The organism is Streptomyces sp. NPDC056600 (assembly GCF_042792855.1).
Lineage (GTDB): Bacteria > Actinomycetota > Actinomycetes > Streptomycetales > Streptomycetaceae > Streptomyces.
Map to the genome: position 1 here is coordinate 45818 of NZ_JBHTVQ010000005.1, position 17053 is coordinate 62870.

Genomic DNA, 17053 nt, shown 5'->3' on the forward strand with positions numbered 1-17053 from the left:
TGTTGTTGTGTCGCTTTTTTGTGTGGGGGGGGGGGGGGGTGTGCGGTTGGGGGGGGGGGGGGGGGGGGGGGGGGCGGGGGGGGGGGGGCGGGGGGGGGGCCCCCCCCCCCCCCCGACGGTGTCATCTCTGATCAGGACTCTATGTGGGTGCTGGTGAGGGCGGCTCCGAAGTGGCCGACGGTTCCCTTGACGGTGATGCCGGCGCTGCTGCCGCACAGGTTGCCCGAGCCGTCCAGGACGGGGCCGGAGGCGGAGCCCCCGGCGACCCAGACACAGCCGTCGGAGTTCTCGCCGGGGACCCCGGCGACGGTTTCGGCCTTACCGTCCTTGTCGAGATCGATGAGGTGGACCGTGGCACCGAAGTCGTCACCGGCCTCCGCGGTGCCGGGGATGCCTGCGGTGTCCTGGGTGTAGCCCACTGCCCCCGCCGTCGTCAGGCCGGAGGCGGAGCCGTGCAGCAGGACGGCGCTGCCTGCCGAGGCGAGCGCGCCGACGGCCTCGCCGGGGGCGCCGACCAGGACGTCGTCGTAGCCGTCGGCATCGACGTCGCCGACGGACAGGGACTGGCCGAAAAAGTCCCCCCACTCCGCGGCGCCGGGGACGTCCGTGGTGGCCTGGTGGAAGACCTGCGGCTTCTGGTCGGCGGTGATGCCGTGGGCGCTGCCGTACAGGACCTGGATCTCGCCGCCCTGGTGAGCGGCGGGGGTGGGCGCGTTGAAGTAGGAGTCGTCGCCGGCGACGCCGGTGACGAGGTCGCCGTAACCGTCACCGTTGATATCGCCGATCTCCCCCGCGTGACCGTCCGCGAGCGGCAGCTCGATGGGGTAATGGGCGAGTGGGTTGTCGGGGTCGAGGGCACCCACGTCCAACTTCACCGGTCCGCGGATGTCACCGTCGGTGGGGCCCGCCAGGTAGAAGCGCTCGGCCCTGCCGTCGCCGCTCACGTCGCCCATCACCACACCGCGGGCGTTCGCCCGCCACTCGCCGTAATTGTCGGCGGCTTGGCCGATGCGGGTGAAGGGGCCGCTGTAGTTGGCGGTGGTGCAGCCGGAGCCGATGCCGACCTCCGGGGCACCGTCGCCGTTCATATCACCGGTGGCGATCGACATTCCGAAGCGGCAGGCGGTTCTGCCCTCCCCGTAGCCGGTGGGTGGGGTGATCGTCGCGCCGCCGGCAAGTCCACTGGGGCCGCCCCACACCACGGTCACCGAGCCCCGGGACTCGCCCGCGCCGTCGACGTCCTCGCCGGGGGCACTGACGAGAAGGTCGGCGTAGCCGTCGCGATCGAGGTCGGCGGCGGCCACCGTCCTGCCGAAGTCGTCGTAGGCCTCGGCAGCGCCGGGGATTCCGGTCGAAGCCTGGGTGATGACCGTGCGGCGGGTGGTGTTCACCGAGGACGCGGAGCCGTACAGCACGACGACCGCGCCGGCCGCCTCCACCGTGCCGGCGGCGGCGGACGGAGCACCGACGGCCAGATCTCGGTACCCGTCACCGTTGAAGTCGTCCCGCACGGTCGCGGTGTTGGCCCCCTTGAAAGGAGCGGCGGCGGACGACGGCGCCGGGGTGAGGGTGACGGTCAGGGAAGCGGTGAGGACCGCTCCCGCCATGGCTGCTCTGCGCAACGAAAAGCTCCCTGTCATGAATGGGTAGGACGCCCCATGGACACACGAACGCGCAGAATTGAACGCGTTCAACGTGGGCGCGCCTACCCTACCCGCAGCCTCCAACAAGCGGCGGCGATATACCGGTTGTGGGATCCGGGGCGCCCTCCGGACAGTCGGCCAGGCGCGGTCAGGTTCTGCGCGGCATCAGGCTCTTCTCTTCCTGGTACCGGCAGCAATCAGCAGAACATCGGCAGCGCGGGACAACGAGGGCCGGACGCCGGGACGCCGCTGCTGCATCATCTGCATTGCTCACTCGGGCTGTGCGAGGAGCGGCAGGCTCGCGGTCAGCCGGCCCGGACGGAGCAGGCCCCAAAGACGCGCGGCCCAATCGTGCTCTTCGCCTACGCCCCCCGTACCGAGCGGGCTCCTCCCACCCGTTCAGCGAGGCGGAGAAGGCCACAAGCACGCAGGCCCTGACGGCCGCGGGCTGCACCCCTGACCTGAGCCCCCGCACGCAGCAGGAGGGCCCCGTCGCTTGCTGGGGAGGCAACGGGGCCCTTAGCGTGGCCCGGTGGTCAGCGGTTCAGGAACTCGAGGAGAGCGATGCCGCAGCCGACGATTCCGGCGGCCTCACCGAAGACGGTCAGCACGGGCCGTTTCTGGCCGTGGTCCGGCTCATCCATCCAGTCCCACAGATGGGAGCCCAGGAGCACCACCACGGCGACGGCGCCAATCTCGTGGCCCGAAGTCCACAAGAAGATGCCGATCCCACCGATGAGGGCACCCAGGATGAAGGCGACGAAATCGCGATCGGTCATGCCGTCAACCCCCGGGTGGCTCGCCTATGGTCTCGTGCCCAGAGGAGGAGGCTAACGGGGCGCGCGGACGCCCGCTCCAACTTCGCGCAACCCGTCGCCTCAGGGGGTGAGGTAGACGATCGGCCCTCCGGACACCGACCTGCACGCGCGCGCCCAGCAGCTTGGCTGTGACCTGGGCCGGCGCCGGGTCCTTCGTCGTCACCAGGTGCGAGCGCTCGTCGTCCAGCGTGCCCCCACCCGGCCGGCCGGCGAGGCATCGAAGGAGCGGCGAACTCGTTGGTCTTCGTAGCGTCGGGTCGCCTGCACTCCGTGGATCGCAAGGGGGCCGAGGCCATCTTGCCAGAGCACAACGCCGGCTTCGCTCACGGCCAATGAGCAGGCCATCAGGGACAGCCACCTCCAGCTCGCCACGCTCGCACTGAACGAACCGGACCTGCTCCTCGCGTGGTCGCCGCCGCACCCCTTCGTCGACACCGAAGTACCGCCCGAGCAGCGAGGGCACGACGTCGACGCGTACGGGCAAGGAGCTGGCCCGCATCGGCCAGAAAGGGGCGTAGCACTCGCTGAACCGCTGGATGGCGTCCATGTCACCCCCGATCATGCCCTCCAGCGTCTGGTAGTTGTCGCCGTCGAGCCCCGCAGCCGGTAGGCGGCCGCCGCGGCCTCCTGAGGCCCTTCCAGAGCTCCACCACTCGTACGAGGTGGAGCAGCGTCGCGTACGCGCCGCCTGCTTGATGACGTCGGCGCGGGCGATGCGGAGGCGGAGCCGGGCCCGGCGGCGGGCGTGGAGGCCCCGGGGCGCTTGGGCCACCGGTGCGGCGACGTCTTCCGCCGCGGGCACCGGTGCAGCTGTCACCTCGTTCGGACCAATCCGCGCCGGGTGGATGTCAGTGCAGGTCGGCGCCCTGTCCGCGGAAGACGTGACAGGCGGCGTGACAGTGGGAACAGCCGCTCGCTGCGATCTGGCCGCAGCCCTCCGCGGCCGTCTGTCTCCGGCCCTGCGTCGGATGCGGCTGCTCAGTCGACATCGCTGATCAGGCGTTTGCCGAGGCTGATTGCCTCGTAGGGTGCGTAGCCCAGGCGCTCGTAGAAATCGATGACGCCGATGTTGTCGAGGCGGACCTGCAGTTGCACCTTTGGGCACTCCAGTGCTGCCAGCGCTGCCTCTGCCTGCTCGACGAGCGCGCGGCCCAGGCCGGTCCCCCTGCGATCGTCGCTGACCGCTAGGTAGTTGATCCATCCGCGATGGCCGTCGTAGCCGGCCATCACCGTGCCGACGATGCGGCCGTCGTCCTCGGCCACGAAGAACATCTCCGGCTGCACCGATTGCTTGCGCCGCACGTCCGCCCAGGGGCTGTTCCACGGCCGCGTCAGCCCTGCTTTCTCCCACAGCGTCACCACCGCATCGGTGTCTGAGTCCTCGAACGGTCGGATCGTCATCGCACCTGCTCCTTCGTCATTCTTCTTTGCATGATCGGATCGTTGATGCTCAGGCCGGCGCCGCCCTGACCCTTCGGCCGTGCGTGGTGACTGCGACGACCGGGAGGGTGTTCGGTGACGCGCCGCATGAGCCGTATGACGTGTGCGCCTGGTGCCGCGCCGCGAGCTGCGGGCGGCACCGGCACGGAAAGTGACGGCTGCGGCGAAACGTCTTACTGATTGCTCGTTTCGGCGGTGGCGAACGCAGGCCCGCTCCGGCGAGGTGGGCTTGTGTCGGGTGAGGCCGCCGAACGCTTGCACTGGTGCGTCGCCGTGTTGGGCTCCCTTGCCTCGGCAGCTCGGCGGGCGATCATGGCGATCCCGGATGCCGAGGCGAGGAACACGAGCGCGAGGAGGGCCCATCCCGGCGTGCCCAGGTCGATCACCGTGAGCGTGACTACCGCTGGTGCGGCCATTGCGCCCAGTGCGTACCCCGTCTGGTACACGCCTTGGTAGGCGCCTGTCCGCTCCGGGTCGGCCAGTTCGAAGCTCAGAACCCACCCTGCCGCGCTCGATGCGATCTCGGCGAGCGAGTGGACGAGCGCCGCGGCCAGGAGGACGGCCACCGCTGCCGTGGGCGGGGCCCATCCCGCTGCGGCCCACAGGACACACGCGCCGGCCATCAGCCGCCCGGCCCGTGCCATCGTCCGGCTCGCGCCGCGCACATCAGCGGTTGTGCGGCTCATCGGGATCTGCAGTGCGATGACGACGCCGGTGTTCACGAGCAGCAGGAGTGAGACCAGCACGTCCGGTGCCTGGGTGTGCCCGACGACCCACATAGGCATGGCCACCTCGAAAAGGCCGAACTGGATCCCGAACACTCCACTGAGCGCCGTCACCGCGAGGAAGGGCATGTTCCGGTGCGGCGGCCGTCCGGGGGTGGCCGGGCGGGCGGTGTCACGGGTGTCGGTCACCGCGAAGCGGCGGGCGTCCACGCGGTGCGCGGGCAAGCGTGTGAGCATGAGCGCCGACGCGAGGAAGAGCGCACCGGCCACCGCCATCGTGATCCGGTAGGCGTGCCCGGTTCCGACCGCGAGGGGGATCGCTGCGACCGACGTGCCCACGGCCATCCCGAGGTTCGTCACCGTCCGCATCGTCGCGCGGATCCTCACGCGTTCGTCACCCAGGAAGGCTCTGCCCACGGCGGCGGACCGCACAGAGGAGTTTCCCTGCTGGGCGAGCATGACCAAGGAGGCGACCGCCGCCAGGGACGGCAGGTCACGAACGACGATGTACGCCTCGAGGGCGCATCCCTGCAGGAGATGCAACGCGAGCAGCATCTTCCGGGCGCTCCACCGGTCGGCGAGGTGCCCGAAGGCCAGTGAGCTGAGCAGGCCGACTCCGCCGGCGAACGTGAGAGCGAGTCCCACCGCCGTGACCGGGATGCCCACGACGGTGGTCAGGTACAGCGACGTCAGCGCGAAGAATGCTCCGCGGCCCCCCGCGTCCACGAAGGCGACCACGAGCAGAAGTCTGAGCGCCGTGTCCCTACGGACAAGTGCGCGCATGAGGACGGCGGGAAGAGCGGTGGTTGTCACCTGACCATTTCTGGCAGCACGCGGCCTTGCGGCCAACAGATGTAGAATAATGCTTCATGATTCGCTACGTACTGCAGTCCGCGGACGTCTCTGCGGTGCGGTTCGGCATCTCACCGCTCACTGAGCTCGGACTCGGGCTGCGAGCGCTGCGCGTCCCCGACGCACTCCCTCTCCAGCGCCCCTGGCTGCAACGCATCGCTGCTGTCCGTCCGCTCCTCGACTCCGAGGTGCTGCTCGCACTCGTCAATGACAGTCGACGGGTCGCCGACTTCGTCAATCCGCGGCCGAAGTCACCCCTGACTGCCTTCGACGACGAACTCGACGACCTCGCGCGCATCACGCCGGAGAGGCTCCAAGGAGACCTCACGCGCGTGCACGGTGCCGTTCCGCCGGTGTTCCGCGGACCACACGACCAGGTCGTCAGCCGCATCCGCTCGGCACTCGCCTCGGCGTGGGAGCTTTGTTTCGTCCCGTACTGGCATCGCATGCGGGCCGTGATGCAGGCGGACATCACCTACCAGAGCCGCATCGCCTCCCAGGCCGGCATCGGCACGATGCTCGGCGGCCTGTCGAGCGCGGTCACCTTCGACGGCCGGCACCTCGACGTACGCCTGAGCAGTCCCGCACCACGCGTCCGCCCGGTACACGGCGAGGGAATGACACTCGTGCCCTCCATGTTCGTGGCGCGCGCCTCCACCCCGCTCGACGAGGATTTGCCACCGACGATCGTGTATCCCGCTCGCGGTCAGGGCGCCATGTGGTCGACGGCTGAGCGCCCGGACGCCGGCGCGGTACGTGACCTGCTCGGCACAACCCGCGCCGCCCTCCTGGCGGCTCTCGGTGAGCCGGCTTCGTCGACCGAGCTGGCTCTGCGCCTGGGTGTCACCACCTCCGCGGTGAACCAGCACCTCCGTGTCCTTGAACGGGGCGGGCTGCTCAACCGCGCGCGCCATGGACGGAGCGTCCTGTACTACCGCAGTGATCTGGGCGAAGCACTGTCCGGTCAATAGGGACCGACCGTCCCAGGGGCGCTCCTTGCGACGACATCGTGTGCAACCGATCGCAGCTCAAAGTCCTCATCCCTGAATTGCGGGCCTTGGCGGACGCCTCAGCCGCCGATGAAGCCGAGGCGGTGCACGCCATCCTTACGCTGACCGCTCGCGTCGAGCGCAAGGCCCACCGGTATCTCGTCTTCAGCGGCGACCGACGTGCGCCGGGGTGGACCAGGACGGTCGGCGTGCATATCCCTGGTCACAGGTCCCGCCGTCGGAACACGGACGTCGTCACGGCCAGCAGGGCCGCGGCGAGCAGCACGCCGGTGCCGATCGGCCACCAGAGCGTGGGGCCCGCCTCCTGCGTGCCGGTGGCGATCGCGCCGATGAGCGGGATGAGTCCGGCCGGGGTGTACTCCGTAAGGCACGGGATGGCGCCGAGGGTCACGAGAACGAAGTAGGCGCCGATCCCTATTCCGGCCGCTCCCGCGGCGGCGTCGACCGTCGCCGAGGCGAGGAGGGAGGCACCCACGAGCACCGCGGCGAGCACTACCCAGACAGCGGTTGCTGCGAAGATGGGCCCGGGGCCCGCTTCGCCGAAGAACGCCAGGGTGGCGAGCCATCCGGCCCCGGTGCTGACGAACGCGGCCAGGCTGATGAAGCCGATGAGCGCCGCCGCATGGGTGAGGACGTAGGCGCTGCGGCTCGCGGGTTTCACGAGCAGCAGGGCCGCGTATCCGGAGCGGACCTCGGAGTTGATCGCACCTGCCGCCATGACGATCACGACGAACACCACGAGCTGTGTGAGGTTCTTCGTCCATTGCGCGTAGGCGTCCGCGGAGGTCGGATCGGCCAACGCGAGGGCCTTTTCCGCCCCCGGTCCAAGGGCGGCGGCGAGGAGGTCGTTGGTGAACCGTGCGAGGAGCGGTGAGGTGACCGCGAGGAGGACCAGCACGCCGGGGAGGAGCCAGAGGCGCCAGGTGCGGATGATCTCCCGCATGCGCAGGCGCAGCAGCGGTACGGCGGCGCTCATCGGGGGCCTCCCACCGTGTCGATGAAGATGTCCTCGAGGCTCGCCTCGCGTGGTTCGAGCCGGTGCAGTCGCAGGCCGAGGGCGGCGATCTCGGCGGGTAGGCGCAGTGACGCCTCCCTGATGTCGGTCACTGACAGTGCCAGCTCGTCGGGCGTATCCGAATCAGCGACCGTGACGATCCATGGCCGTCCCGCGAGCGCGGCACGGAGCCGGTCGCGATCGTCGACCGTGACAAGCACGCGGTGCTTGGCGCCTCCCAGCGCGGCACGCACCTCGTCGAGGGTGCCGTTCGCCGCCACCTTGCCCTGATGGACGATCGCCACGCTGTCGCACACCCGCTCCACGTCGGGCAGCAGGTGGGTGGAGAAGAACACGGTGGCGTGTCCGCGCAGTGCGGTGATCAGGTCGAGCGCCATCCGGCGGCCGAGCGGATCGAGCGCTGAGGTCGGCTCGTCCAGCAGCAGCAGCCGCGGACTGTTGACGAGCGCCTGGGCGAGACCGAGCCGCTGCCGCATCCCGCGCGAGTACCCGCCCACCCGCACCCGAGTGTCCTTCAGCCCTGCGAGATCGAGCAGCTCGCCCACCCGGCGACGAGTGGTTCCGGGCGACAGCCGGAACAGGCTCGCGGTGGTCTCCAGCACGTCGCGGGCGGTCATCCATGGGAGAAAACCAGGCACGTCGGGGCAGAAGCCGACGAGTTCACGTGCCGCCGCGCTGCCCGGTGCGTGGCCGAAGACGTTCACCGTGCCGGCGGTCGGGCGGGCGAGAGCGAGGACGGTGCGCAGCGTCGTCGTCTTCCCGGCTCCGTTCGCGCCGAGGAAACCGAAGACCGACCCCTCCTCCACCCGAAGGTCCAGACCGTCGAGTGCCCGGTGGCGGCCGTAGGTCTTCACGAGGCCACGGATGTCGATGGCGGCCGTCATCCCCGGTCCCCTCCGTAGAGACTGCGCACAACTCGCTCGGCACCGGCCGGTTCGGTGTCGGGCATCTGTTCCTCGACCGCACAAGGGCGCCGGGAGAGCGCCAGGAAAAGGACCGAACCGATGAGGTTGACGCCCACGACGATGAGCACCCACGGCCACTTCCGTCCGAACACGAGTCGGTCGGCCGACGTGCGGGCCAGCAGGACGAGGCAGAGGACGACGAGAGCGAGGTGCAGGAGCAGGAGGACGCCGAGGGCGATCAGTACGGGCGTAGGTATGGACGACAGGTCGGCGTTCATCGGGGTTCCTGATCCTTGTTCGTCGGCGTGTCGCCGGCCGGGACGGCGGAGGGCGGAGTGCGCCAGGCCTGCCGGAGGCCGGCTCGCAGGGGCAGGAGCACAACGCCCATCGAGGCGAGCGCGGCGACGGGCACGGCGCCGGCGGTGAGAAGGCCCCAGCGGTCGCCCGCGTGACGGGCGTCCGCCACGGTCGCGGCGACCACGCTTGCCGAGATCACAGCGAGGGACGTCGCGGTGGCGGCCCGCACGAGTGCCTCCTCGGTCGCCACGGCCGGGCGCTGCGACCAGAGTGCGGGCACCGCGCCGATCGCCACCATGCCCAGGATCGACGTGCGCGACGCCCGGCCCCGCGCCCGTCCGCCCAGGCCGAAACCGGACGCGACGGTCCGGGGCAGACTGCGCCATGTGAACGCCGTGGCGGCCGCGGTCGCACCGGCGATCACCAGCGGTACGGAGCGTGCCAGCCGCAGATTCCGGGCGGGGACGCCCTCCAGCACGTCGTGGCCCATGTCGTCGGGGCGGATGAGGCCGAGCCGCACGGCGAACGCCCCGAGGTTGAGACTCCACCCCAGCCCGAACAGACGGGGCACGACGAGTCTCGGGTCGGCAGGATCCCAGACACGCGAGCGGACCTCGGCGTTCACCGGCCCACGCGTCTCGACGGGGAGCCCGAGGACTCTCCACCGCGCTTCACCCGCCGGGTGATCCTCGGACAGCGCCTCCACCAGCTGAGCCGCGTACTCCGCCGGGCTCCCGAGGACCGCGGCGGGATCGAGGCCGGCCTCCTGGAACTCGTCGAGCTGCGCCTCCAGTGCGACCAGCGCACGTCGGCGGTCGGCCGCGGTGAGCCGTCCCAAGTGTTCGCGTACGGCGTGCAGGTAGGTGCGGCTCATCGCTCTCCTCCTCGAAAAATCTCGGAAAGGGCCCGGCTCATCTCGGCCCACGCCTCGGCGCCCTCCCGGAGGGAAGCGCTGCCCTCGGGGGTGAGCCGGTAGTACTTACGCGGTGGCCCTCCTGCGGCCTCCACCCACCGGGTGACCACCAGCCCTGCCTTGTCGAGCCGGGCGAGCAGCGGGTACACCGTCCCCGGCGACGCAGCGAGCGCTGGGTGCGCGTCGAGTCGCCCGATGATCTCGATCGCGTAGCACTCCTCGCGGTCCAGCACGGCGAGGATCGCGAGTTCGAGCACCCCTTTGCGCAGCTGGCGGGCACGATCACTTGTTGGCATGACATACATCCTTGCATTACATAGTAGCCGCCGCGCCGGCGGCCGGTACGAGGGGCCGCCCCGCTTCCTTCTTCGGCGCACGCGGCCTCGAGCCGGGTCATCCTGACGTCGGGCGGACCCGCGATGGTGGTGCCGGCACCACCCCGGGGGGTGGTGCCGCGCCCATGGCTGCGTGCCCGCGACCCTGATTACCTCGAGGCATGACGACATCGCCCAAGCCACTCCCCCGCTTCCCCGTGCCTCGCGCAGCGGTCCTGGGCCGCACATGGGCCGCCGCACTCGTCGCCCAACTCCCCCTGTTGGGCGTCTTTCTGTTGCCCTGGGGTCGCAGTCGTTACGAGGGCGGCGGCGAGGCGACGGCCGCGGCGGTGTGGCTCGCGCTGGCCGCCGCGCTGGTGGCCGCCGTGGTGTACGTGCCCGAGGTGTGCGCGAGGGCGGCCCCGGCCGGCCCGGATTGGCTGCCGGGGCGCGCCCGGCACGCGGTGGCACGGATGCGGCGTGACGATCACCGCGCTTGTCTGCGGGTCCTCGGCGAGCTGGTCGTGCTGTACGCGGGGGCCCAGGCGCTGGGTGGCCTCGTCGCCGTGTTCCACCCCTACGTCCGTGACGCTCCCGCGTCCGTCGCCGGGGCGGGCGGCCACCCGTGGGAGTTCGACTACGCCGCGTTCGCCGTCCAGGCCGTGGTGCTGTACATCGGCGTGTGCGGGGCCACCGCCTGGTACGCCTGCCGCCTACGCGCCCAGGCGATCGCGGCCCGCCACCACGTCCGCTGACAACCGCCGTGGTGGTCGCCCGCCGATGCACTTTCGATTGGTCCGGCTTGTGGACGGCTCCCGCGACGTTCGGTGGCGCGAGCCGCGCCCGAAGCGGTGGGTCGGGGTGGGGACCTGCCTGCCGGGACATCAGGACGCCGGGTGGCGGAGGGCGGCGGCGTGGACGAGGGCCGTGCGGCGTCCTAGCCGGCGGTTTCCTTGCCGGAGCTGTCTGGATCGACGCGGAACGCGAGCAGGGCCGTGTCGTCGCGCTTGTCGGAGAGGTCCTGCAGCCGCCGCAGCAGTTCGGGCAGGGGGCTGTCGCGGTGGAGCGCGACAGCGGACAGGAGGCTCTGCTGGCCTTCGTCGAGGGACGCCGCAGGTCTCTCGATGAGGCCGTCGGTGTAGAGCAGGACGGTGTCGCCGGGGGCGAGCTGGTGGGTGTGGCTGGTGCGGGGCATGCCGGGCAGGGCGCACAGCGGAGGGTCCTGGTCGTCTCCGGTGAGGAAGCGGGGGTTCTCGCGGGCCGGGAGGAGGAGGGGTGGCGGGTGGCCCGCATTGGACCAGGTGAACCCCCACCCACCGTTCGGGGTCCGGCGCAGGCGGGCGTGGACGGCGGTGGCGAAGGAGGCGATGTCGAGTCCTTCGGCGGCGTCCTCGAGCATGGACAGGATGGTGGACGGCTTGCAGGTGGGGCCGTTGCTCCAGGCGAGGCCGCGGAGCATGCTGCGCAGCTGTGCCATGGCGGTGGCCGCGGTCAGGTCGTGTCCGGCTACGTCCCCGATGTCGAGGACGAGGGTGTCGTCGGAGTGGACGACGGCGTCGTACCAGTCGCCGCCGATCTCGTTGGCGGAGCTGGCCGGCTGGTAGTTCGCGGCGAGGCTCGCGCCGGGAACGGCCGGCGGGTCGGTGAGGTGGGCGCGCTGGAGGCGCAGGGCGGTGCGACGTGCCCGCTGGAGGTCGAGAGTCTTGCGCAGGGGTGGTTCGACGTCGTGGAAGACCATGCGCAGCAGTTCGGTGTCGGTCGGCCCGGGGGCGGGTGAGTCGCCGTTCGCGCTGGTGAGGGCGTAGCCGAGGACGATGCCGTCGGCTGTCAGCGGGTAGATCGTCACGCTGGTGGCGTCCGCGTCGGAGAGCCAGTGTTCGATGGCTGCCGGGACCAGACCGGGTGGCACCCGTCCTCCCACGGTGAGGTGGATGGTGCGAGGGGTGCGGCTGTCCAGGACCGCGCGGGCGGTGGCGCCGATGACGACCTCGCCCTCCGGCAGGGGAGGCGGCGGTGACAGGTCGCGGCGGGTCGCCGAGGCGGCCGGCCGGGCCGTGACGGCGGTGTTCTCAGGTGGCGGCCACTCCTCGCCGGTCAGCAGCATGATCAGGCAGGCGTCTGCGAGTTCCGGGACGATGACGTGCCCGACCGCCTCGAAGACCTCGTCGAGAGTGCCGCCGGACACCTCCGCGAGGTGCGCGAGGAGATGTTCACGCAGCGCCGCGTTCCATCTGTCCTCGACATCGTCTGTGGCGGCGATCCATTCCGTGGCGCGGCCGCCACGTGTGATGGGCACCGATCGGGTCGCCACGTGGCGGTAGGAACCGTCGGCGGTCCGTACCCTGAAGGCGGTCTCGATGACGCGCGGGGGTTCGTCGGCCAGCAACAGGCGCCGGTCCTGCTCGAGCCGATCGCGGTCGCGGGGGTGGACGTAGGCGGTGAAGCGGCTGTCCATCCAACCGTGCCACGCCTCCCCGGTCAGCTCCTGCCAGCCGGGGACGATCTCCTCCGCGGATCCGTCCGGGCGCAGTACCCACACCATCTGAGAAACCGCCGACGCCACCGCCTGGTAGCGCTCGAGAGCCACGATCTCGGCCGTGGTGTCCAGTGCGACGACCATCGCCCCCGGTCCTTCGGCGGTGGTGACGGGCGTGCAGGAGTAGACGAAGAACCGCGCCTGTTCCGGGGCGTCGGGATCGGGATCGCGTGCCTCGGGGAGGCGACGGGGCCGCCCCGTGGCGACGACCTCGTCCAGCACGGCCATGAAGGTGTCGGCATCCGCTTCGGGGAACGCCTCCCGTGCGGGAAGTCCGAGGGGGCGGGCGCCGAGCAGTCGGGCGCAGGCCCGGTTCTGATAGACCAGCCGGTGCTCCGGGCCGGTGAACAGGGCGACGGCCGCCACAGTCTCGTCGAAGAGCCGCACGTCCAGGGGCTCCACCGGACTCACGACCGTTCTGTGCTGCCCCGTGACGGCCGGACGTCCGACCGGTCGGGGGCCCGCCGGATCAGCGCCATCACCGCGTGCTCCGCTTCCGCCGAAGGTTTCGAGGACCTCGCCCTACTTCTTTTCCCGCGCCCACGTCCCAGGCCGGGGTGCGGCTTCGCACCACGCCAGCATCGCCCGTGCGCCGCGGTCCCGACGACCCGGCCTGCGTCGTTCGAGTGAGTGCGGGTGGCGGGTTGCCGCCGAGCGGCGATCATCCGCGCCCGTGGGCTCGGCCGCGTCGGGCGCGGCCGCGGAGCACGTGCGATGCCTCTTCACCGGACCCAGGGCCGGCGGCCGGTGCCGCGCGAGGGCCGCCTGCCGCAAGGGGGACCGGTCGGCGCGGACGCAGGGTCGGCTGGGCGGGATGTCACCCCTTGCGGGTGCGTTCCGCGATCCATCCCGCCATCGCCCGGACGCCCGTGCCGATGGCCTGCTCGTGCGGGGAGAAGTCGGGGAAGTGCGGGTAGCTCGTGGTGATGGCGGCGCCCGGAGCCCGGACACCGAGGAACGTGTAGGTGCCCGGCAGGCGGTCCAGGTAGAGGGCGAAGTCCTCGCCGCTGAAGGGCGGGAACGCGGCGTGGAGGGTGACGACCGTGTCCCGCCCGAGCGTGCGGCGCAGGTGGCGGGCGAGCATCCGGGTCTCGCGCTCCGGGCAGAGCAGGGCCGGGAACGGCTCGGAGGGAAAGCGGGCCACCGCTCCCGCGTGCGGTGCCGCCGCCCGGCGGATCGCCTCGCGCACCTCCACGTATCGCTCCTGCGGCCAGCAGCGGTACGACACGTTCACCTGGGTCCCCTGCGCCACTGCCCGGACGGCGAGGAACCGGGTCAGCGGTCCATCGGGGGTGAGGGCGTCCTTGACGAGGCGCTCCAGTTCCGCCGGGCTCTGCGGTGGCGTCACGGTGGCGAGGGATCCGATGTCGGCGGCCAGTGCCCGTGCGGCGTCAGCCGCGTTCGGACCGGAGAGGGTCACCTCCGCCTTGTCCTGGCCGGGCATTCCGTAGCCGGGAAGCACGGCGAATTGGCCGACCGGGAAAGGCCCGCAGTGCAGGGCGTGGATCTCCTCGACCTCCAGCCGCTCCAGCAGGCCGGTGTCGATCACCGCGCGGGCGCCGGACAGGGTCTCCTCCGCGGGCTGGAAGATGAAGACCACCGTCCCGCTCACGTGTTCGCGCAGCCGCGCCAGGACCGCGGCGACGCCGACGGCGACCGCGGTGTGGAGGTCGTGGCCGCAGACGTGGTCCACGGCAGGACCTGTCCCGACGATGTCCGTGGGCGGGACCGCGTCCATGTCCGCACGGTAGGCGACGGTCCTGCCGGGCCCGGAGCCCCGCAGGACACCGACGACTCCGTGACCGCCCACCCCGGTGGTCACGGTCAGTCCCGCAGCCCGCAGTTCCCGGGCCACCACGGCGGCCGTACGCCGCTCCTGCCCCGGCGCCTCGGGGTTCCGGTGCAGATCCCGGCGCAGCGCGATCAGCCTCCGCTCGATCCGCGCCACCTCCGCGGCCACCGCCGCCTGCGTCACCGGTCCTCTCCCCCGGTCCGCGGCGGCCTTCCCCGCACCCATCCACACGGATCCCACACCGGCTGCCGCGCCGGCCAGTAACGTGCGGCGTGCGAGAGCGCGCTGCTCGGGAGGGTTCATCGCTTTGCTCCTTCGGCTCAGGTGTTCTTCTCTCCGAAGACACGATCGCCGCACTCGCGGGGCGCTGCCCAGCCGATCAACCCCCGGGTCGGGGTGGGGGTACCCGCACCACCAACCCCGCCGCCTCGAACGCTGACAGCCCCTCTCCACCGGGAGCGGAACGGGAAGGGACCTCGCCTGCGGTCGGCCGCTTTCCGTATCGCTGTAGCGTTGTCTGCAAACCATCAGGGGGATTCGGTGACGGGGTCTTTGCATTTCAGCTGGGAACTGAGCGGTTCTGGTTGGGCGACGTACCGAATCTGGGACGGCTCGACGAAGCACCGGGACCACGTCAGCTACTGCACGGACGCGCTCGCCGATTTGTTGAAAGGCGTGACGGGCCTCTACGGCCCCCACGGCATCCAGCGGTTCTCGTTCGATCTCGAACCGGCGGAGGCGCGCTGGATTCTTCGTCGCCGGAACAGCGAGGTGCACATCACGATCCGTCGCTTCCCGGACATGTCGACGAGCTTCGGCACACCGGACGGGATGGGCACCCTCGAGTGGACGTCCACACGTCCTCGCACCCACCTGGCACACGCGGTCCTGATGGCTGCCGAGAAGGTGCGGCGAACCCACGGCGAGGACGGCTACCTCCAGAAGTGGCGACGGCACGCCTTCCCCACCACCGAACTGGAAGCCCTGCAGCACCTGCACCTGCACCTGGCAGCGGATGACTGTTCTCTCCGGCACTGAACCGAAGAGGTCTCACGGCGGGCGCAAGCACACGAACCGTCCTCGAGGCCGCGAGCTGTGCGACCCCTACAGAGACGGCGAGGGCGGAGAGCCCGCCGGCTCCTTGCCAGGGTGCCTCCCGCATCATGTCGCTCCCTCCAGGTCCGTGCAGCTCACGTTGTCGGTCGCGGCGGCATGTTCGGCCGGCGTGGTGAGGTGCCTGGCCGTGTCCAGGGTTTCCCGCATGTGCTGGGCGAGGGTGGGTTGGACGGGGTCGTTGACCCAGCGTTCGTAAGCGACCTTGAACGCGGCGATCCCGATTTCCGCGGCGAGCGCTGCTGTGGTGGAATCCAGACCGCGTTCACGCAATGCCTGGGTGAGGGTGGCCGCGAGTGCGGGTTTGGCCAGTTCGCGTTCCCTGGAGTTCGGGGTTGGCGGCGATGACGGTCTGGCGTTGCCGTACCAGGTCCTCGCGCCCTTCGAAGACGGGAACGGTTTCGTGCAGGGCGCGGGTCGACCCGGCGTTCGCGCCGGCCGGTTCTCCGTGGCGTGGCGAGGCACCTGCGGCAGCCGCCGGGAGACGGCGAGGAACGGGGTCAGCGGTCCGTCGGGAGTCAGGGCGTCCTCGATGAGGCCCTCCAGCGGCACGACCCCGCAGACACGGCCACTCCGGGCGCGGGATCGCGAGATGGCCCACGAGTTGTGGAGGTGGGCCGTACGCACATCCCGTACGGTGTGATCGCTCGTGACATCGACGGAAGGCGGTTCTCCGTGGCCTTGTTCGACCTCTCCATCGAGGAACTGCGGGAGTATCACAGCGATTCGGTCGCCCCTGGGGACTTCGACGCCTTCTGGGCCACGACGCTTCAGGAGGCACGGGTCTTCGACCTGGCCGCCCGGTTCGAACCGGTCGACGCAGGACTGTCGACGATCGCGGTGTACGACGTGACGTTCGCCGGGTACGGAGGTCACCCGGTCAAGGGCTGGCTGCGCCTCCCGGTCACCATCGAGGAACCGGTGCCGCTGGTGGTGGAGTTCAAGGGGTACGGCGGTGGACGCGGCCTTCCTCACGAGGACCTCCTCTGGGCCTCCAGCGGTCGGGCGCACTTCGTGATGGACACCCGAGGACAGGGCAGCGGCTGGGGCGGCGGAGGCGGGACCGCCGACCCGGTGGGAAGCGCTCCGGCGTACCCCGGTTTCATGACCCGGGGCATCGACGCCCCGGAGAACTACTACTACCGGCGTGTGTTCACCGATGCCGTACGCGCGGTGGAGGCTGCTCGCTCGCACCCGCTGACGGACGCGTCGCGGACTGTGGCACTCGGCACGAGCCAGGGCGGCGGAATCAGCATCGCCGTGGGCGGCCTGGTGTCGGACCTGGTCGCCGTGTCGCCGGACGTGCCGTTCCTGTGCGACTACCCCCGTGCCACGACGCTGACGGACCGGCACCCGTACCGTGAGGTGGGCCTCTACCTCAGGACGCACCGGGGCCGCACCGAGGAGGTCCTGCGTACGCTGTCCTACTTCGACGCCGTCCACTTCGCCGCCCGTGGCCGCGCGGCCGCGCTCTTCTCGGCGGCGTTGGAGGACCAAACCTGTCCTCCGTCGACCGTTTTCGCGGCGTTCAACGCCTGGGCCGGCTCAGACAAGACCATCGAGGTCTACGAGTTCAACGATCACGAGGGCGGTGGCCCCTATCAGGATGCGGCGAGGCTGCGCTGGCTTCGGCGATACGCCTGACGTTGCGAACGCGGGCGCGGGCACGGCAGGAACAGA

16 protein-coding genes are annotated in these 17053 nt (G+C 70.9%); 4 read left to right on the forward strand and 12 right to left on the reverse strand.

Translation table 11 applies throughout. The features are described 5' to 3' along the window. Positions 1–131: 131 nt before the first annotated feature. The 4 genes from ACFRAV_RS04195 to ACFRAV_RS04210 all read right to left on the reverse strand — a co-directional run bounded on the left by ACFRAV_RS04195 (position 132) and on the right by ACFRAV_RS04210 (position 5364). The gene (locus ACFRAV_RS04195) at positions 132–1622 is read right to left on the reverse strand and encodes a hypothetical protein (protein WP_382551483.1); all 1491 of its coding nucleotides are present in this window, start codon (positions 1620–1622) and stop codon (positions 132–134) included. A 557-nt stretch (positions 1623–2179) separates the two neighbouring features. Continuing rightward, complete coding sequence (locus ACFRAV_RS04200; RefSeq protein WP_382551484.1) at positions 2180–2422, reverse strand: hypothetical protein; 243 nt, start codon at positions 2420–2422, stop codon at positions 2180–2182. A 1017-nt stretch (positions 2423–3439) separates the two neighbouring features. Further along, positions 3440–3862 (reverse strand): GNAT family acetyltransferase, encoded by a 423-nt coding sequence (locus ACFRAV_RS04205; RefSeq protein ID WP_382551485.1) that lies wholly within the window; start codon positions 3860–3862, stop codon positions 3440–3442. 212 nt (positions 3863–4074) lie between these two features. Next, entirely contained in the window at positions 4075–5364 is a 1290-nt protein-coding gene (locus ACFRAV_RS04210) for an MFS transporter (RefSeq protein ID WP_382551486.1), read from the reverse strand. A gap of 131 nt (positions 5365–5495) precedes the next feature. Here ACFRAV_RS04210 and ACFRAV_RS04215 point away from each other — a divergent pair, with 131 nt between their 5' ends. Continuing rightward, positions 5496–6449 carry a DUF5937 family protein gene (locus ACFRAV_RS04215; RefSeq protein WP_382551487.1) on the forward strand — a complete coding sequence of 318 codons (954 nt, stop codon included), beginning with the start codon at positions 5496–5498 and terminating at the stop codon, positions 6447–6449. Positions 6450–6690: 241 nt separating this feature from the next. Here ACFRAV_RS04215 and ACFRAV_RS04220 read toward each other — a convergent pair whose 3' ends face one another. The 5 genes from ACFRAV_RS04220 to ACFRAV_RS04240 are packed head-to-tail and all read right to left on the reverse strand — an operon-like array spanning position 6691 to position 9914. Beyond that, positions 6691–7464 (reverse strand): ABC transporter permease, encoded by a 774-nt coding sequence (locus ACFRAV_RS04220; protein ID WP_382551489.1) that lies wholly within the window; start codon positions 7462–7464, stop codon positions 6691–6693. Further along, the gene (locus ACFRAV_RS04225) at positions 7461–8387 is read right to left on the reverse strand and encodes an ATP-binding cassette domain-containing protein (protein ID WP_382551491.1); all 927 of its coding nucleotides are present in this window, start codon (positions 8385–8387) and stop codon (positions 7461–7463) included. Before ACFRAV_RS04225 ends, ACFRAV_RS04220 begins: the two co-directional genes overlap by 4 nt. Next, a complete protein-coding gene (locus ACFRAV_RS04230; RefSeq protein ID WP_382551492.1) occupies positions 8384–8686 on the reverse strand; it encodes a hypothetical protein in 303 nt (100 codons plus the stop codon). The genes ACFRAV_RS04225 and ACFRAV_RS04230 overlap by 4 nt, the downstream gene beginning before the upstream one ends. Further along, positions 8683–9579 (reverse strand): DUF5808 domain-containing protein, encoded by an 897-nt coding sequence (locus tag ACFRAV_RS04235; RefSeq protein WP_382551494.1) that lies wholly within the window; start codon positions 9577–9579, stop codon positions 8683–8685. Before ACFRAV_RS04235 ends, ACFRAV_RS04230 begins: the two co-directional genes overlap by 4 nt. Further along, positions 9576–9914, reverse strand: coding sequence for a PadR family transcriptional regulator (locus tag ACFRAV_RS04240; RefSeq protein WP_382551496.1), 339 nt, complete (start codon positions 9912–9914; stop codon positions 9576–9578). The genes ACFRAV_RS04235 and ACFRAV_RS04240 overlap by 4 nt, the downstream gene beginning before the upstream one ends. A gap of 299 nt (positions 9915–10213) precedes the next feature. On the opposite strand from ACFRAV_RS04240, the gene ACFRAV_RS04245 reads away from it, so the two are divergent. Continuing rightward, complete coding sequence (locus tag ACFRAV_RS04245) at positions 10214–10687, forward strand: hypothetical protein (RefSeq protein ID WP_382551498.1); 474 nt, start codon at positions 10214–10216, stop codon at positions 10685–10687. 182 nt (positions 10688–10869) lie between these two features. Here the strand turns inward: ACFRAV_RS04245 and ACFRAV_RS04250 are convergent, their stop codons facing one another. Both ACFRAV_RS04250 and ACFRAV_RS04255 read right to left on the reverse strand, forming a co-directional pair. Continuing rightward, on the reverse strand, positions 10870–12879 hold the full coding sequence (locus tag ACFRAV_RS04250) for a SpoIIE family protein phosphatase (RefSeq protein ID WP_382551500.1): 2010 nt from the start codon (positions 12877–12879) through the stop codon (positions 10870–10872). 406 nt (positions 12880–13285) lie between these two features. Next, positions 13286–14563 (reverse strand): M20 family metallopeptidase, encoded by a 1278-nt coding sequence (locus tag ACFRAV_RS04255; RefSeq protein ID WP_382551501.1) that lies wholly within the window; start codon positions 14561–14563, stop codon positions 13286–13288. Positions 14564–14773: 210 nt separating this feature from the next. On the opposite strand from ACFRAV_RS04255, the gene ACFRAV_RS04260 reads away from it, so the two are divergent. After that, on the forward strand, positions 14774–15298 hold the full coding sequence (locus ACFRAV_RS04260; RefSeq protein WP_382551503.1) for a hypothetical protein: 525 nt from the start codon (positions 14774–14776) through the stop codon (positions 15296–15298). Positions 15299–15421: 123 nt separating this feature from the next. On the opposite strand, the gene ACFRAV_RS04265 is transcribed toward ACFRAV_RS04260, so the two are convergent. Next, on the reverse strand, positions 15422–15925 hold the full coding sequence (locus ACFRAV_RS04265; RefSeq protein ID WP_382551505.1) for a hypothetical protein: 504 nt from the start codon (positions 15923–15925) through the stop codon (positions 15422–15424). 123 nt (positions 15926–16048) lie between these two features. Between ACFRAV_RS04265 and ACFRAV_RS04270 the strand changes: the two genes are divergently transcribed. Further along, positions 16049–17017 (forward strand): acetylxylan esterase, encoded by a 969-nt coding sequence (locus ACFRAV_RS04270; protein ID WP_382551506.1) that lies wholly within the window; start codon positions 16049–16051, stop codon positions 17015–17017. The last annotated feature ends 36 nt before the right edge of the window (positions 17018–17053 follow it).

Coding starts and splice junctions, on each gene's coding strand:
- ACFRAV_RS04255 (WP_382551501.1), bottom strand. CDS start 14,563: ATGAACCCTCCCGAGCAGCGCGCTCTCGCACGCCGCACGTTACTGGCC.
- ACFRAV_RS04205 (WP_382551485.1), bottom strand. CDS start 3,862: ATGACGATCCGACCGTTCGAGGACTCAGACACCGATGCGGTGGTGACG.
- ACFRAV_RS04215 (WP_382551487.1), top strand. CDS start 5,496: ATGATTCGCTACGTACTGCAGTCCGCGGACGTCTCTGCGGTGCGGTTC.
- ACFRAV_RS04235 (WP_382551494.1), bottom strand. CDS start 9,579: ATGAGCCGCACCTACCTGCACGCCGTACGCGAACACTTGGGACGGCTC.
- ACFRAV_RS04230 (WP_382551492.1), bottom strand. CDS start 8,686: ATGAACGCCGACCTGTCGTCCATACCTACGCCCGTACTGATCGCCCTC.
- ACFRAV_RS04220 (WP_382551489.1), bottom strand. CDS start 7,464: ATGAGCGCCGCCGTACCGCTGCTGCGCCTGCGCATGCGGGAGATCATC.
- ACFRAV_RS04200 (WP_382551484.1), bottom strand. CDS start 2,422: ATGACCGATCGCGATTTCGTCGCCTTCATCCTGGGTGCCCTCATCGGT.
- ACFRAV_RS04225 (WP_382551491.1), bottom strand. CDS start 8,387: ATGACGGCCGCCATCGACATCCGTGGCCTCGTGAAGACCTACGGCCGC.
- ACFRAV_RS04240 (WP_382551496.1), bottom strand. CDS start 9,914: ATGCCAACAAGTGATCGTGCCCGCCAGCTGCGCAAAGGGGTGCTCGAA.